The 15133-nt window shown below is 74.1% G+C and carries 12 protein-coding genes and 1 pseudogene; 6 read left to right on the top strand and 7 right to left on the bottom strand.

What is annotated here, in order from left to right; translation table 11 throughout:
- Positions 1-55 precede the first annotated feature (55 nt).
- Together OG310_RS05665 and OG310_RS05670 are read left to right on the top strand one after the other, a co-directional pair.
- Complete coding sequence (locus tag OG310_RS05665; RefSeq protein ID WP_329454771.1) at positions 56-550, top strand: NUDIX hydrolase; 495 nt, start codon at positions 56-58, stop codon at positions 548-550.
- A gap of 192 nt (positions 551-742) precedes the next feature.
- Positions 743-1465, top strand: a complete 723-nt coding sequence (locus OG310_RS05670) for an SIR2 family NAD-dependent protein deacylase (protein ID WP_329454772.1) — start codon at positions 743-745, stop codon at positions 1463-1465.
- 125 nt (positions 1466-1590) lie between these two features.
- Here OG310_RS05670 and OG310_RS05675 read toward each other — a convergent pair whose 3' ends face one another.
- Together OG310_RS05675 and OG310_RS05680 are read right to left on the bottom strand one after the other, a co-directional pair.
- Positions 1591-2094 (bottom strand): methylated-DNA--[protein]-cysteine S-methyltransferase, encoded by a 504-nt coding sequence (locus OG310_RS05675; protein WP_329454773.1) that lies wholly within the window; start codon positions 2092-2094, stop codon positions 1591-1593.
- 146 nt (positions 2095-2240) lie between these two features.
- The gene (locus OG310_RS05680) at positions 2241-3731 is read right to left on the bottom strand and encodes an AlkA N-terminal domain-containing protein (RefSeq protein ID WP_329454774.1); all 1491 of its coding nucleotides are present in this window, start codon (positions 3729-3731) and stop codon (positions 2241-2243) included.
- 218 nt (positions 3732-3949) lie between these two features.
- Between OG310_RS05680 and OG310_RS05685 the strand changes: the two genes are divergently transcribed.
- The 3 genes from OG310_RS05685 (at position 3950) to OG310_RS05695 (ending at position 6860) form a co-directional block, all read left to right on the top strand.
- The gene (locus tag OG310_RS05685; RefSeq protein ID WP_329454775.1) at positions 3950-4810 is read left to right on the top strand and encodes a metallophosphoesterase family protein; all 861 of its coding nucleotides are present in this window, start codon (positions 3950-3952) and stop codon (positions 4808-4810) included.
- Positions 4807-5502 carry a 4'-phosphopantetheinyl transferase family protein gene (locus tag OG310_RS05690; RefSeq protein ID WP_329454776.1) on the top strand — a complete coding sequence of 232 codons (696 nt, stop codon included), beginning with the start codon at positions 4807-4809 and terminating at the stop codon, positions 5500-5502. The genes OG310_RS05685 and OG310_RS05690 overlap by 4 nt, the downstream gene beginning before the upstream one ends.
- Positions 5503-5618: 116 nt before the next feature.
- Complete coding sequence (locus OG310_RS05695; protein ID WP_329454777.1) at positions 5619-6860, top strand: cytochrome P450; 1242 nt, start codon at positions 5619-5621, stop codon at positions 6858-6860.
- Between the two features lie 123 nt (positions 6861-6983).
- On the opposite strand, the gene OG310_RS05700 is transcribed toward OG310_RS05695, so the two are convergent.
- Positions 6984-8018 carry a trypsin-like serine peptidase gene (locus OG310_RS05700; protein ID WP_329454778.1) on the bottom strand — a complete coding sequence of 345 codons (1035 nt, stop codon included), beginning with the start codon at positions 8016-8018 and terminating at the stop codon, positions 6984-6986.
- Between the two features lie 285 nt (positions 8019-8303).
- Here OG310_RS05700 and OG310_RS05705 point away from each other — a divergent pair, with 285 nt between their 5' ends.
- Positions 8304-8930, top strand: coding sequence for a TMEM175 family protein (locus OG310_RS05705; protein ID WP_329454779.1), 627 nt, complete (start codon positions 8304-8306; stop codon positions 8928-8930).
- 283 nt (positions 8931-9213) lie between these two features.
- Here OG310_RS05705 and OG310_RS05710 read toward each other — a convergent pair whose 3' ends face one another.
- From OG310_RS05710 to OG310_RS05725, 4 genes and pseudogenes are all read right to left on the bottom strand, one after another.
- On the bottom strand, positions 9214-9729 hold the full coding sequence (locus OG310_RS05710) for an O-acetyl-ADP-ribose deacetylase (protein WP_329454780.1): 516 nt from the start codon (positions 9727-9729) through the stop codon (positions 9214-9216).
- Between the two features lie 185 nt (positions 9730-9914).
- Positions 9915-11333: a phytoene desaturase family protein gene (locus OG310_RS05715; RefSeq protein WP_329454781.1), complete on the bottom strand. Its 1419-nt coding sequence runs from the start codon at positions 11331-11333 to the stop codon at positions 9915-9917.
- 612 nt (positions 11334-11945) lie between these two features.
- Positions 11946-12782: pseudogene (locus tag OG310_RS05720) on the bottom strand (inositol monophosphatase family protein); the annotation flags it as partial.
- Positions 12766-14574 carry a gamma-glutamyltransferase family protein gene (locus OG310_RS05725; RefSeq protein ID WP_329454782.1) on the bottom strand — a complete coding sequence of 603 codons (1809 nt, stop codon included), beginning with the start codon at positions 14572-14574 and terminating at the stop codon, positions 12766-12768. The gene OG310_RS05725 and the pseudogene OG310_RS05720, both read right to left, overlap by 17 nt.
- Between the last annotated feature and the right edge of the window lie 559 nt (positions 14575-15133).

Raw genomic sequence — 15133 nt, forward strand, 5'->3', positions numbered from 1 at the left:
CCGCCCTGCCCAGAGGCCGATTCCCGGGCCGTCCGGGGGCCGCTACGCTGCACGGGTGACACTCAGCGACGACTACGCCACCTACATCGCAGGGCTCCCCAAAATCCTCGCGGGGGCCGCCGTACTGTTCCGGGACGCGGAGGGCCGGATCCTCGCCGTCGAGCCGAACTACCGCGAGGGCTGGGCGCTGCCCGGCGGGACCGTGGAGTCCGACGAGGGGGAGAGCCCCCGCCAGGGCGCCCGCCGGGAGACGCTGGAGGAGATCGGCCTCGACATCGCGCCGGGCAGGCTGCTCACCGTCGACTGGACGCGTGGCCCCGGCCGCCCGCCGATCGCCGCCTACCTCTACGACGGCGGAGTGCTGGACGCCGGGCAGCAGGCGGCGATCGTGCTCCAGGAGTCGGAGCTCGTGTCGTGGCGGCTCGTGGAGCGCGCGGAGATCACCTCGTACTTCCCCGGGGCACTCGGGCGCCGGGTGGCGGCGGCCCTTGAGGTGGTGGAGTCGGGCGGCGGCACGGTGGAGCTGGAGGACGGCCGGCCGGTGGGCTGAGGCGCGCCGGGGCGCTCGGCCTGTCCCCCTGCGGCAGGCCTGCCGCCCACAGCACCCGGGGCGTCGCGAGAGCCGGGGTGCGCCGGCCGCGGACGACAGGCGGGCCCGGCGGCCGGGACACCGTGGCCGGGGAGCGGAACGGCGGGGGAAATTCCGGGGCCCGGCCGTCGGGGATTTCGTACGCTCGAAGGCATGACACTCGTCGCGATCCTGACCGGCGCGGGCATCTCCACGGACTCCGGCATCCCGGACTACCGCGGGCCGAACGGGGTGTGGCGCCGGGACCCGGGCGCCGAGAAGTACGCCACGTACGACGTGTACATGGGCGATCCGGAGATCCGGCGGCGCGCCTGGCGGCTGCGGGGCGAGACGCCCACGCTGCGCGCGAAGCCGAACGCGGGGCACCGTGCCGTCACCGATCTGGACCGGTCGGGGACCACCGTGCGGGTGATCACCCAGAACGTGGACGGCCTGCACCAGATGGCCGGGATGCCGCCCGCGAAAGTGCTGGAGCTGCACGGCACGGCGCGCGAGATCATGTGCACGGCGTGCCGCCGCAGATCCCCCATGGACCGTGCCCTGGCACGGGTCGCGGCGGGCGAGGACGACCCGCCGTGCGAGGAGTGCGGCGGCATCCTGAAGTCCGCGACGGTGATGTTCGGCGAGCGCCTGGACCGGGTGGTGCTGGCGCGCGCCACCTCGATAGCGAAAGCCTGCGAGGTCTTCATCGCCGTGGGCAGCACGCTCCAGGTGCGGCCCGCGGCGTCCCTCGCGGGCGTCGCCGCCGACCACGGGGCCCGCCTGATCGTCGTGAACGCCGACCCGACGCCGTACGACCACCGGGCGGAGCGCGTGATCCGCGAACCCATCGGCGTGTCGCTGCCGGCGCTGCTGAAGACGTTCCACACCCGCTGACGCCGGGCCCTGCGCCCCGCCGGGTGCGCGCGACCCCCGCCGGCCGCGCGCACCCGGCGGGGCGCCGCCGTGGATCCGTCACGCGCCCGTCGCCGTGGGCCCGTGATGCGGGCGGCCGGCGCGCTTCAGAACAGGGCGTCGTCCGGCGCCACCGCGTGGCCCGCCTCCAGGGTCAGCAGGCGCCGCTTGTTCGCGAGCCCGCCGCCGTAGCCCGTCAGGCTGCCCGTGGAACCCACCACGCGGTGGCAGGGCACGATGATGCTGACGGGGTTCCTGCCGTTCGCCAGGCCCACCGCCCGCGAAGCGCCCGGCCGGCCGAGCACCCCGGCGAGTTGGCCGTACGAACGGGTCTCGCCGTAGGGGATGCGGGTGAGTTCGTCCCACACACGGCGCTGGAACTCCGTGCCGGCCAGGTGCAGGCGCAGGTCGAAGTCTCTCAACTCGCCCCGGAAGTAGGCCTCCAGCTGCCCGACGACCTCGGTGAACGGCCCCTCGGAGCGGCTGCCGAACGTCTCCTCGGGCGGCATGTGGCGGTGGTCGCTCATGTAGACGCCGCTCAGGGCGCCGTCCGTCGCCACCAGGGTCAGCGGCCCGAGCGGGCTGTCCATCAGGGTGTGCCGGCGTTCCATGTCCTCAACTCTCCTGAACTGCTGTGGTACGAGTGAACCGCTGTTGTACGGGCTTGCCGGTGTCCCTGGCCCCTTCGGGCCCTCGTGCCGCACCCGGGGCCCGGTGTCTCGCTCCGGTCGCACCGGGAGCCTCGCGCCTCTTCACGTCACACCGGGAGCCGGTTGATCGGATGATCGTCGGTGGCCCAGAGGTACTGCGTCGCGTACGCGCGCCACGGGCGCCAGGCCGCCGCTCGCGCCGTCAGGGCCGCCGGGGTCGTCGGCAGGCCCAGGCGCGCCGCCGCCTTGCGCACACCGAGGTCGGTCGGGAGGAACGCGTCGGGATCGCCCAGCGCCCGCATCGCGACCGACTCGACGGTCCAGGGCCCGAATCCCGGCAGCGCGGACAGCCGGGCTCTGGCCTCGTCCCAGTCGCTGTCCGCGCCGAGCCGCAGGTCACCGGAGGCCAGGGCGCGCACCAGCCCGGCGAGCGTGGCGCGGCGGGCCCGCGGGAAGGCCAAGGCGTCGGGGTCGAGCCCCGCCAGCGCCTGTGGCGTCGGGAACAGGTGGGTGAGGCCACCGTCCGGATCGTCCACCGGGACCCCGTGAGCGCTGACGAGCCGCGCCGCGTGGGTACGGGCCGCCGCCGTGGACACCTGCTGGCCGAGCACCGCGCGCACGGCGAACTCCGCCGCGTCGACCGCGCGCGGGACGCGCCGCCCCGGTGCCTTGCTCACCAGCGGGGCGAGTGCCGGGTCCGCGGCGAGCCGCTCGTCCACGGCGACCGGGTCCGCGTCCAGGTCGAGCAGCCTGCGGCAGCCGCTGATGGCCACGGTCAGATCCCGCGGGTCGGTGAGCGAGAGCCGGCACGCCACATGGCCGGGGCGGGGCGCGAGGGACACGATGCCGTGCCCGTGGGGCAGGGTGAGGGTGCGCCGGTAGGCCCCGTCCCGCCACTCCTCCACGCCGGGCACGCCGGTGGCCGCGAGGTGCCCGAACAGGTTGTCCGGGTGGAGCGGCGCGCGGAACGGCAGCCGCAGCGCTATCACGCCGGGCGCCGGGGGCGCCGCACCGTGCCTGCCGCGCGAGCCCGCCCGCGTGGCACGCTCGCGCAGGTCGCTCGGCGAGAGTGCGAAGACCTCCTGCACCGTGTCGTTGAACGAACGTACGGAGGCGAATCCCGAGGCGAACGCGATCTCCGCCATCGGCAGCGCCGTCGTCTCGATCAGCAGCCGCGCGGTCTGCGCCCGCTGGGCACGTGCCAGTGCGAGCGGTCCCGCGCCCAGTTCGGCGTGGAGCTGGCGTTCGATCTGCCGCGCCGAGTACCCGAGCCGGGACGCCAGCCCCGGCACGCCCTCCCGGTCCACGACGCCGTCCTGGATCAGCCGCATGGCACGGGCGACGCTGTCCGCCCGCGCGTTCCACGCGGGCGAGCCGGGGCTGGCGTCCGGCCTGCACCGCTTGCACGCCCGGAACCCGGCCTGCTGGCAGGCCGCCGCGCTCGGGTGGAAGACCATGTTCTCGGTCTTCGGCGGGACGACGGGGCAGCTCGGCCGGCAATAGATCCCGGTGGTCAGGACGGCGGTGAAGAACCAGCCGTCGAACCGCGCGTCCTTGGACCGGACGGCCCCGATACAGCGTTCCCTGTCGGTGTGCATGCTCCCAGCATCCGCGAAGAAGACCCTCCGAGGCTCGCAGAAAAACGACATCGACCTCGACGGGCCCGGGGGTAACATCCTGGCGTGACGAGTCTGCGCACAACTCTTGTCCTTCCGCAGCGGATTGGCCGGCACCTCGGCCGGACTCCCGCCCCGGCCCCCCTGGCCGCCGAGGCGGTGGCGGCCCCGCCGCGCGACGCGTCGGCCAGGGATGGCGCATGACGTCCCCGCGGGGCGGCGCGCGACTGCTCGCGATCAGCGACCTGCACGCCGCGCACTCCGACAACCGGGACATCATCGAGTCCCTGCGGCCCGGCACGGACGGTGACTGGCTGCTCGTGGCGGGGGACGTCGGGGAGATCAGCACCGACATCGAGTGGGCGCTGGGACTGCTGTCCGAGCGGTTCGCCAAGGTCGTGTGGGTGCCGGGGAACCACGAGCTGTGGACGCACCCCTCCGACCCCCTCACACTGCGCGGACGGTTCCGCTACGACCACCTGGTGTCGATGTGCCGGGGGCTCGGCGTCGTCACACCCGAGGACCCGTACCCGGTGTGGGAGGGCGAGGGCGGCCCGGTGACGATCGTGCCGCTGTTCCTGCTCTACGACTACTCGTTCCACGCGCCCGGCACCTCCACCAAGGAGGAGTCGCTGCGGGTGGCGCACGAGGCGGGCGTGGTGTGCACGGACGAGTACATGCTCCACCCCGACCCGTACGCGACCCGCGACGCGTGGTGCGCGGCGCGGGTGGCGGAGAGCGAGAAGCGTCTCGCCGCGTGCGACCCGGCTCTGCCGACGGTGCTGGTCAGCCACTGGCCGCTGGTGCGCGAGCCGACGGACGTCATGTACTACCCGGAGTTCGCGCAGTGGTGCGGGACCACCCGGACCGCCGACTGGCACGTCACCCACCGCGCCCTCGTGTCGGTCTACGGCCATCTGCACATCCCGCGCAGGACGACGTACGACGGTGTCCCGTTCGTCGAGGTCTCGGTGGGCTACCCGCGCGAGTGGCGCGGACGAACCGGACCGCGCCCGGGACTGCGCGAGATCCTTCCCGCACTGGCTGGGGAGGCCCGGTGATCGCAGAGCTGCTTCCGGCGACCGTGAGGGCGTACGACACGTTCACCGACGCCTCGGGCGACGTCCTGTTCCCCGAGGAACGGGCCGTGGTCGCACGTGCGGTCCACAAGCGGCGGCGCGAGTTCACGACGGTACGGGGACTCGCCAGGACCGCGATGGCCGAACTGGGCGTCCCGCCGGCCCCGCTGCTGCCGGACCGGCGTGGTGCGCCGCGCTGGCCCGAGGGCCTCGTCGGCAGCATGACGCACTGCGACGGCTACCGGGCGGTGGCGCTCGCACGGGAGGCGGACGTGCACGCCGTCGGCATCGACGCCGAGCCGAACGAGCCGCTGCCCGAGGGCGTGCTGGAGGCCGTGACGGGGCCCGCCGAGCGGACCAGGATCGCCGCTCTGCTCGACGCCCACCCCGGCGTGGCGTGGGACCGGCTGGTGTTCAGCGTGAAGGAGACCATTTTCAAGGCCTGGTATCCGAGGACGCGCTACGAGCTGGAGTTCGCGGAGGCGGATGTGACGCCTGTCCCGCGGGGCGGGACGGCGGGCACGTTCGGCTTCGCGCTGACCCTGGCGGCGGCGGACGGCCCGGACACCCGGTGGCTGACCGCGACCCGTGGCCGCTGGACGACCGGCGACGGCGTCCTGGTCACCGCGCTCGCCGTCCCGAGGACGAGCCTGCCCGCGCAGCGACGCGCCTGAGCCGACCGGGCCCGGGCCCGGCGGCGTGGGCCGGGCCGGCGCCACGCGCATCCCGGCGCCGCGTCCCGGCGGTACGCGTCGCGTCCGTCCTCAGGCGGCCGACTACGCTCGCGTCCATGCAGCGTCCCCCCTCTCCCGCCGTCCCCGGCTCCTTCGACCCCTGGGACGCCGCCTTCGTGGCCGACCCGTACCCCGCCTACGCCGAACTGCGCTCGCGCGGGCACGTGTCGTACTTCGAGCCGAGCGACCAGTGGCTCGTACCGCACTACGAGGACGTCAGCGCGCTGCTGCGCGACCGCCGGCTCGGCCGGAGTTATCTGCACCGCTTCTCCCACGAGGAGTTCGGGCGCCCGGAGCCGGCGCCCGAGCACGAGCCGTTTCACACCCTCAACGGCCGGGGCCTGCTCGACCTGGAGGCACCCGACCACACCCGGGTCCGCAGGCTCGTCTCCGCGGCCTTCACCCCGCGCACGGTCCAGCGGCTGGCGCCGACCGTGACCCGGCTCGCGGAGGAACTCGTCGGGGACTTCGTCGCCGCGGGCGGCGGTGACCTCGTCGCGTCCGTCGCCGAGCCGCTGCCGGTGGCTGTGATCGCCGAGATGCTGGGGATACCTCAGGCCGACCGGGAACTGCTGCGCCCCTGGTCGTCGGCGATCGTCGGGATGTTCGAGCTCAACCCGGACGAGGAGAGCGCCCGACGCGCGGTACGGGCGTCGCAGGAGTTCTCCGCGTACCTGCGGGACCTGATCGCCCGGCGCCGTCGCGCACCCGGCGACGACCTGATCAGCGCGCTGATCGCCGCGCACGACGAGGGTGACCGGCTCACGGAGCAGGAGATGGTCTCCACCTGCGTGCTGCTGCTCAACGCGGGCCACGAGGCGACCGTCAACACCACCGGCAACGGCTGGCTGACCCTCTTGCGCCATCCCGCACAACTGGCCGCACTGCGGGCCGAACCCGAACGGCTGCTCGGCTCCGCCGTGGAGGAACTGCTCCGGTTCGACACTCCCCTGCAGATGTTCGAGCGCTGGGTGCTCGACGACATCGAGGTGGGGGGAACGGTCGTCCCACGCGGCAGTGAGGTCGCCCTGCTGTTCGGCTCGGCACACCGCGATCCGGCACGCTTCGAGAACCCGGACACGCTCGACCTGGCCCGCGCGGACAACCCGCACCTGGCCTTCGGCGCGGGCATCCACTACTGCCTGGGCGCACCGCTCGCCCGCCTCGAACTGACGCAATCGTTCGGCGCGTTGCTGCGCCGCGCGCCCGGCCTGCGGCTCGTGGCGGAACCGGAGTGGAACCCGGGATACGTCATCAGGGGGCCCCGTGAGCTGCGGGTCGAGATCACGGGGCCCTGAGCCAAGTCACCGGCGCCGCGCGGCCCGTGCGGGCCGCCCGCGCGCGGAGCCGGGGTCAGGGCCGGGTCCGGGACCGCGGCGAGGCCGCGAACCCCCCTTGGTGGGAGGCCCGTTGGGGACCGGTCAGGAACCGGCCTGCTGGTAGAGGCTCAACGCCTCGTTGCCGAGGTAGGGGTGGTACTCGTTGCTGCCCGCGCTGACACTGATGTTGCCGACCAGGTAGCCGCCGCCCGTCGAGGTGTCGAAGCCGGAGAGGAACCCGCCGCCGCTCGACCCCCCGGTCTGTACGCAGTCGATGCCCCACATGGTGGATCCGGCACGGCCCGTGTCGGGTGCCTCCGTCCCCTCGCAGTGGTTGAGGCGTTCACCGCCGCCCTCCGCGGCCGAGCCGCCGTATCCGAACGAGTGCACGTCCTGCCCGGTCGCGGGGTTGAACACGATGCCCTGCGCGCCCACGGTGTCGACGAGTGTCCTGCCGCCCAGCGGGGACACCTTGGCGAAGGCGAAGTCGTAGTTGGCGTTGCCGCCCGTCGAGACGTACTCGTCGCGGTGGAAGAGGGCGGAGGCGGTGAACGTGCCGTACGGCCGGTTCCCGTTGGCGTAGCCCGGGATGAACACCCAGTTGTGGTAGACCTCCCCGGTGGCGGCGTCGACGACGCAGTGCCCCGCCGTGAGCACGATCGACTTGTTGTCGCTGTTCGCGACGGTCGCCGAGCAGGCGAACGTACCGCCTGAGGCGTTCTGGAAGAACACCTTGCCCGCCGTGGTGCTGATCAGGCCGCCGCCGGTCCAGGCGGTCGGCGCGGACGCGGGAGCCGCCACACTCGCCGGGGCCGCCGGGGTCGTGTGAGCGGCCCGGGAGACCACGGCCGGCGCCGCCTGCGGGGGCACCAGGACACGCGTCCCGCCCGCGGTGGCTCCCGCGGCGGCCGGGGCGCTCCGGCCGGCGACGGGCGCCGCCGTCACGTCCTTCGCGGCACGCAGGCGCGCGGCGGTCCAGAAGCCGGCGGCGGCCCGCTGGTCGTGGCCGCTCACACGGGTGGCGGCCGCGCCGGCGGCGGGCGCCGGCGTCACGGCGATGGCCGGGGAGGCACAGGCCAGGGAAGCGGCGGCCACGAGGACGGCGGCGAGGCCGCCGACTCTCAGTCGTGCGTTCATCGTTGCTCCTCGTTGTGGGGGGAGAGGGCATGACGGATGGTCGCGGGAGTCCGTTCAGACAACGTTGTCGGGCTGCAATCACGACCTGATCCGCGCTCAACTCAGCCTGACACGGCGGCTGTTGAGTGTCCAGATCCTTGTTCGCGCCCCGGGCCGCATGAGCGGTGACACGCACCCCCGCGCGGGACGGCTTCCCCCCGTACGCACGAACACCGGGCGCCCGCGCGGCGTGCCGCCAAGGGCGTAATGAGCGGGGTCCGGCCACCGACCGGTCAGGCTGAGGCGGTGAGCGACAGCGCAGTGGACGACCAGACCCCCGACCGCCTCATCACCCTCTCGGACGGCATCTTCGCCATCGCCATGACCCTCCTGGTCCTGGACATCCGGGTACCTCCGGGACTGGACACCACGGAGTTCGGCTCGTACCTCCACAAGGTGCTGCCCCAGTTCGGCGCCTACGCACTGAGTTTCACGATCCTCGCGGGCTTCTGGCGCGACCAGCGCCAGATCCTGCGCCTCGCCCTGCGGTTCGACGCGCTGACCCTCCGGCTCGCCCTCGCCGGGCTGGGGGCCATCGCCCTGATCCCTTTCCCCACCACACTGCTGTCCCAGTACGCCTCGCGGCCCCTGGCGGTCGTCATCTACGCGTCGACGGTGGTCCTCGTGGACCTGCTCCAGGTCGCGGTGTTCCTCTCGCTCTGGCGAAGGCCCCGGCTGTCCCGTCCCATCTCGGACAGGGCGGCCCGCACCATCCTTCTCGACCGGGGCTTGTCGATCGTTGTGTTCGGGGCGACGCTGCCCATCGCCTTCGTCTCACCGCGCTCGGCCCTGTGGTGCTGGCTGGCCCTGCTGCCGATCGGTCACCTGCTCGCCCGGCGGGAGCGGAAGGAGGCCGCCGCCGAGCGCCGCTGAAGGCGCCGTCCGGCCGCTGGGGCGGCCAGTTGACCTGAACCGTCCGGTGAACGTGCCTCACACGCGTACACCGCACCGTCCGGACGGACGTGTCTCATGCGCGTTCACCGCGCCGCCGAACCCACGGCGCCTCGCACGCGTTCACCGCACCGCCGAACCCACGGCGCCTCGCACGCGTACACCGCACCGCCGAACCCACGGCGCCTCGCACGCGTACACCGCACCGCCGAACCCACGGCGCCTCGCACGCGTACACCGCACCACGCGCGAACGTCCCGCACGGTCAGCCGAGCTGTTCGGCGAACGCCTCGTACGCGCTCTCGCCGAAGAGGACGAACCGCACCTCGGTGACGGCCGTCTCCGTCTCCCCCACCGTTTCGACGGCGATACGCGCGGCGTCCCGCAGCGGCCAGCCGTAAGCGCCGGCCGAGACCGCCGGGAACGCCACCGTCCGTGCGCCGAGCTCGTCGGCCACGCGCAGCGAGTCCCGGTAGCAGGAGGCCAGCAGCAAGGCCCCGTCGGCGTCGGCCCCGTGGACCGGCCCCACCGTGTGGATCACCCAGCGGGCGGGCAGCCGGCCCGCCGTGGTCGCGACGGCCCGGCCGGTGCGCAAGCCCTCCGCGTAGGGGCCTGCACGCAGCTCCCGGCAGGCGGCGAGAATCTCGGGGCCGCCCGCGCGGTGGATGGCGCCGTCCACTCCCCCGCCGCCCAGGAGCGATGAGTTCGCCGCGTTGACGACGGCGTCCACCTCCGCCTCCACGATGTTGCCCCTGACGCGGGTCAGTGTCGCCTTGGCCATGACCGCAGCACTCCTTTTCCTCATCGTGCGGTTCCGGTTCACGTCAGCCCGTGACGCCGGCTCGCCGTACGCGCCTGCCCGGGCGGCGCGGGACCGCACCGCCCTCGTGGAGCACCCCGCACGAGGCCCCCGCTTCCGTGGGCACCACCACCGCCATCAGCCCGGCGGCCGTCAGCGCGCCGGGGTCAGCGCCGCTTGCGCAGACTGCGCCACACCGCCTTCGCGGCGTTGTGTCCGCTCATGCCGTGCACGCCGGGGCCGGGCGGCGTCGCGGAGGAGCAGAGGAAGACCGCGGGCCGGGGGGTGGTGTACGGCGAGAACGACACCTTGGGGCGCAGCAGCAACTGGAGTCCTTGGGCCGCGCCGCACGCGATGTCACCTCCCACATAGTTCGCGTTGCGCCGCGCGAGCTGCGGCGGGCCCGCCGTGGCACGGGCGAGCACCAGGTCGCGAAAGCCGGGGGCGAAGCGGTCCAGCTGTCGTTCGATCGCGTCCGTCAGGTCGCCGGTCCAGGCGTGCGGGACGTGGCCATAGACCCAGAAGACGTGCTTTCCCTCGGGGGCCCGGGACGGGTCGGCCAGCGTCGGCTGCGCCGTGATCAGGAAGGGAACCTCGGGGGGCGAGCCACGGTACACCTGCTTCAGGGCGCGGCCCATCTCCGCCGAGGTCGGGCCGATCTGTACCGTACCGGCGCGCCGGGGTGCCTCCGCGGTCCAGGGCATGGGGCCGTCCAGCGCGTAGTCGATCTTGAAGACGCTGGGGCCGTACCGGTAGCCGTCGTAGTGGCGGCCGAGCCCCGCGATGCGGGCGAGCGCCGTCGGCGAGGTGTCGAAGACGTACGCGCGCGCCGGCGGCAGGTCGTCCAGGCGCTTGACCTCGAACCCGGTGTGGATGGTACCGCCGCACGCTCGCAGGTATCCGGCGAGCGCGTCCGAGATCGCCTGCGAGCCGCCGCGCGCGACGGGCCAGCCGCCCGCGTGCGCGGCGAGCGCGAACATCAGTCCGATCCCACCCGTCGCGAGGCCGTTGAGCGGCGAGATGACATGGGCGACGAGCCCCGCGAACAGCGCTCGCGCCTTCTCGTCGCGAAAACGCCGGACCAGCCATCCGTACGGCGGCAGCCCGGCGAGTCCGAAGCGCGCGAGCGTCGCGGTGTCGCGGGGCAGCCCGCGGGGCGGCAGGGTCAGGAAGTCCGCCGCGAGCGTGTCCCAGTGGCCGAGGAACGGCGCCACCAGGCGCCGGTACGCCCCCGCGTCACGCGCTCCGAGCGACGCCGCCGTCTCCGCGACCGACCGGGCGAGCACGGCGGCCGTGCCGTCGTCGAACGGGTGCGCCATGGGAAGTTCGGGGTGGGCCCAGGTCAGCCCGTACCGCTCCAGCGGCATCCCGTTGAACGCGGGCGACCCCGCGCCCAGCGGATGGACGGCGGAGCACGGGTCGTGCCGGAAGCCCGGCAGGGTCAGTTCCTCGGTCCGCGCGCCGCCGCCGATGGTGTCCTCGGCCTCGAACACCTCGACCGACATCCCGCGCCTGGCCAGCTCGACGGCGGCGGTCAGCCCGTTCGGGCCCGCACCCACGACAACGGCATCGAGCATCGACGGCACCTTCGGACTCCTTCGTCAGCCGACGGTCTTGAGTCCCCAGGATATTCCGGGGCACCGACAACCGGGGCGGCCGGTACGGGTCCGGGCGCTCGCGCGTGCGCCGGGCCCCTGACGCTGCGGCCGGACGGGCGGCCGTCCCGTGCACGGGCGGCGAGGCGGCGCGAGGGGCGCGAGGGGCGCGCGCCCGGCTCCTCCGGTGCCCCGGCGGACCGGATCCGCCGCGTTCCCTTGCGCCGTACGAGTGGCTGCCGACTACGCGAAGCGCCCGTGATCCCACCATGTGTCACTCAGGGCCTGCGGTATCGCGCCGGCCTCCGGTCCTCGAAGGGAAGCCCGCGTGGACCGGTTCCGCATGCGGAGCCGCGTCGTCCTCGCCGTGCGCGGCCTGACGACGGGTCCGCTCGCCCTCCCGCCACAGCCGCCGCCTGCCGCCGCGCCCGCCATGGCCGCGATTCCGCTGTCACTGCACCCGGTGCTGTCGGCGTCGATGCTCCCCGCGCCGGCCACCGCATCCTCGGACCACCGGACGAGTGAGCAACACCCGCCGTGCGCCCGCCACCGGTGACCGGTCATCACGACCGGCCACCGCGTCGCGGACCCTAAGTCACCCAGCAGCGTCCGCCGCACGTGGCGGGCCGTCGCCTCGGTGCGGGCCGCCGTGAACGGCAGGGCGTTGCCGCCGGTGATGCGGTACGGCTCGCCGCTGAGGGTGAGATGGGCGCCGCCCGCCTCGGTCACCAGGAGCAGGCCGGCCGCGTGGTCCCACGCGTACTCCCAGTTGTACGCGACGGCGTCCAGCTCACCGGTGGCGACGGCCAGGTAGTCCAGCCCCGCGGATCCGCTGCCGCGGGTGACCGCGCCCGAGCGGTCGAGCCCGAGCAGGGCGCGCTTCTGCTCGGCCGAGGTGAACGCGGGGTGCGACATGGCCACCCGCAGCGGGCGCCCCGGCTCGGGCGGTCCCGGCCGCAGCACCGTGCCGTTCAGGCGCGCACCCCTGCCGCGTACGGCGACCGCCATCCGGTCGGTCGCGGGCGCGTACGTCCAGGAGGCGAGCACCTCCCCGTAGCGGGCGAGCGAGACGAGGGTGCAGAAGCCCGGCTCACCCGAGACGAACACCCTGGTGCCGTCGACCGGGTCGACGATCCACACGGGCGCGTCGCCGCCGAGCGCCTCGTAGACGCTCGGGTCGGCGTGCACGGCTTCCTCGCCGACCACCACGGAACCGGGCACCAGCGCGGTGAGTTCCCGCGTGAGGTACTCCTCGGCGCGCCTGTCGGCGACGGTGACGAGGTCGTGAGGGCCGTTCTTCTCGGTGATGTCCTCGGCGGACAGCTGCCGGTAGCGCGGCATGATCTCGGCGTCGGCGGCGGCCCTGAGCACGGCTTCGACGGCCGCGGCGGCGGGGATCCGGAATCCCGGTGTGCCCGGCACGTCAGCGGCCCACGGCATAACCCTGCATGCCGCGCGGGTTCGCGGCGGCGGAGAGCACCCCGGTCCCGGGGTCGCGCGCCACGGCGCACAGCCTGCCCTCCGACCAGTCGTCGCCGACCATCACCTCGTGTCCCCTGCGCCGCAGTTCGGCGACGGTCTCCGGGTCGGTGCGGCCCTCGACGGTGAGGCCGCCCGGCACCATCGCGCGCGGGTAGAACGAGCCGGGGAAGCTGTCGGTGTGCCAGTTGGGGGCGTCGATGGCGCCCTGGAGGTCGTACCCGCCGCGCACCCGGGCGCGCAGGACGAGCGCGAGGAAGAAGTGGAGCTGCCACTGGTCCTGCTGGTCGCCGCCGGGGGTGCCGAAGGCGAGGACCGGGACGCCGTCGCGCAGGGCGAGCGAGGGAGTGAGGGTGGTGCGCGGACGGCGCCCGGGCCTCAGGGAGTTGGGCAGGCCCTCCTCGATCCACATCATCTGCAGACGGGTGCCGAGCGGGAAGCCGAGTTCGGGGATGACGGGGTTGGACTGGAGCCAGCCGCCACTGGGCGTCGCGGAGACCATGTTGCCCCACTGGTCCACGACGTCGATGTGGCAGGTGTCGCCCCGGGTGCCGCCGTCCTTGGCGACGGTGGGCTCGCCCGCGCCGGCGCGGGGCGGGGGCAGGTGCCCCGTCTCACCCGCGGCGACGGCGGTGGCGTGCGCGCTGATCCTCGGGGTGCGTCCGTCGGGGCGTCCCGGCCGCAGCGTGCGGGAGGCACTCGCGCCTATGAGAGCGCGCCGCTCGGTGTTGTACGCCTTCGAGAGCAGCGTCGCCAGGGGGACGTCGTCGGCGTCGCCGTACCAGGCCTCGCGGTCGGCCATGGCGAGCTTGGTGCCCTCGACCAGCCGGTGGACGTAGTCGGCCGAGCCGTACGCGGGCAGGTCCGCGGCGCTCGACGGCAGCAGCGCGAGCTGCTGGAGGAAGGCGGGGCCCTGGCTCCAGGGGCCCGCCTTGCACAGCGTCCAGCCGTCCCACTCGTAGGTGGCGGGTTCCTCGTAGGCCGCGGACCAGCCGGCCAGGTCGCCGGCGGTGAGGGTGCCGGTGTGGCGCTCGCCGCTGGTGTCCATGGTGGGACGGTTGGACTGCGCGACGACGGCCTCGGCGACGAATCCCTCGCGCCAGATCCGCCGGGCGGCCTCGATCTGGGCGGTGCGCTCGTCGCCGCCCTCGTCCTCGGCCTCGGCGATCAGCCGGCGCCAGGTGGCGGCGAGCGCCGGGTTGCGCCACAGCTCGCCGGGGGTCGGGGCCTTGCCGCCCGGCAGGTACAGCTCGGCGGAGGAGGTCCACTCCGTCTCGAACAGTTCCCTCACGGTCTCGACGGTGGCACCGATCCGCTCGACGGGGGCGTGGCCGTCCTCGGCGTATCCGATCGCGAAGCGCAGGACGTCGGCCAGGGGCAGGGTGCCGTGGTCGCGCAGGAGGGTCATCCAGGCGTCGAATGCGCCGGGCACCGCGGCGGCCAGCGGGCCCGTGCCGGGGACGAGATCGAGGCCGAGGGAGCGGTAGTGCCCGGCGGTGGCTCCGGCCGGGGCGACGCCCTGGCCGCACAGTACCTGGACGCGTCCGCCCGCGGGCGCGAGGATGATCGGCACCTCGCCGCCCGGCCCGTTGAGGTGCGGCTCGACGACGTGCAGGACGAAGGCGCCGGCGACGGCGGCGTCGTACGCGTTGCCGCCCGCCTCCAGTACGGCCATCGCGCTCTGGGAGGCGAGCCAGTGGGTCGACGCCACCATGCCGAAAGTACCTTGCAGGGTCGGCCTTGTCGTGAACATTCGCTGTGCCACCTCGCCTCTCGTCGTACGGAAGCACCCCCCGGGCCGCGGGCGCGCCGCCGGCAGGGAGCGGGCGCGGCACGCGCCTGACCTGGGTCAGGAGCCGTACCGGCCGTTCAGCAGACTATCGACAGGCCACCGGGGCGCCCCGGCGCGTCCATACTCCGGGCGGGCCGGGACCGTCCGGCGCCGGCGACGGGCGGCAGCGCGGGCGGCGTGGAGCGCCGGGGCGGACGACGCCGTACGGGCCTCGCGGCGGGCGCGCCGACGGTCCGTACGGGCCGGACCGCTCCGTGCACCCCGGAGCGCACGGCCGCGGGCGCCCCGCACGGACGGCGTGGCATCCGGTGCCGCGAGGCCCCGGCGCGACGCGAGAGATATCCCGCGAAACCGCGACGCCTGCGTTCACGCGAATGACAACACCATCCCTTCACCCCTCGTCACGCCTCTTCACGCAGGGAGCGCGACCGTATCCGAATCGAGAGCTTATTGGCCCGGTTCGGGGGAAGCAGCCAGCAGATCACGCACCGATTCACGGGCGAAAAGGCGCAACAGCCCA

It is taken from the genome of Streptomyces sp. NBC_01497, assembly GCF_036250695.1.
In the GTDB taxonomy this organism is placed as follows: Bacteria; Actinomycetota; Actinomycetes; order Streptomycetales; family Streptomycetaceae; genus Streptomyces.

Bases quoted from the DNA above. Each gene is read 5' to 3' on its own strand.
- OG310_RS05670 (WP_329454772.1), top strand. From the start codon at position 743: ATGACACTCGTCGCGATCCTGACCGGCGCGGGCATCTCCACGGACTCC.
- OG310_RS05675 (WP_329454773.1), bottom strand. From the start codon at position 2,094: ATGGAACGCCGGCACACCCTGATGGACAGCCCGCTCGGGCCGCTGACC.
- OG310_RS05680 (WP_329454774.1), bottom strand. From the start codon at position 3,731: ATGCACACCGACAGGGAACGCTGTATCGGGGCCGTCCGGTCCAAGGAC.
- OG310_RS05685 (WP_329454775.1), top strand. From the start codon at position 3,950: ATGACGTCCCCGCGGGGCGGCGCGCGACTGCTCGCGATCAGCGACCTG.
- OG310_RS05695 (WP_329454777.1), top strand. From the start codon at position 5,619: ATGCAGCGTCCCCCCTCTCCCGCCGTCCCCGGCTCCTTCGACCCCTGG.
- OG310_RS05700 (WP_329454778.1), bottom strand. From the start codon at position 8,018: ATGAACGCACGACTGAGAGTCGGCGGCCTCGCCGCCGTCCTCGTGGCC.
- OG310_RS05710 (WP_329454780.1), bottom strand. From the start codon at position 9,729: ATGGCCAAGGCGACACTGACCCGCGTCAGGGGCAACATCGTGGAGGCG.
- OG310_RS05725 (WP_329454782.1), bottom strand. From the start codon at position 14,574: ATGTTCACGACAAGGCCGACCCTGCAAGGTACTTTCGGCATGGTGGCG.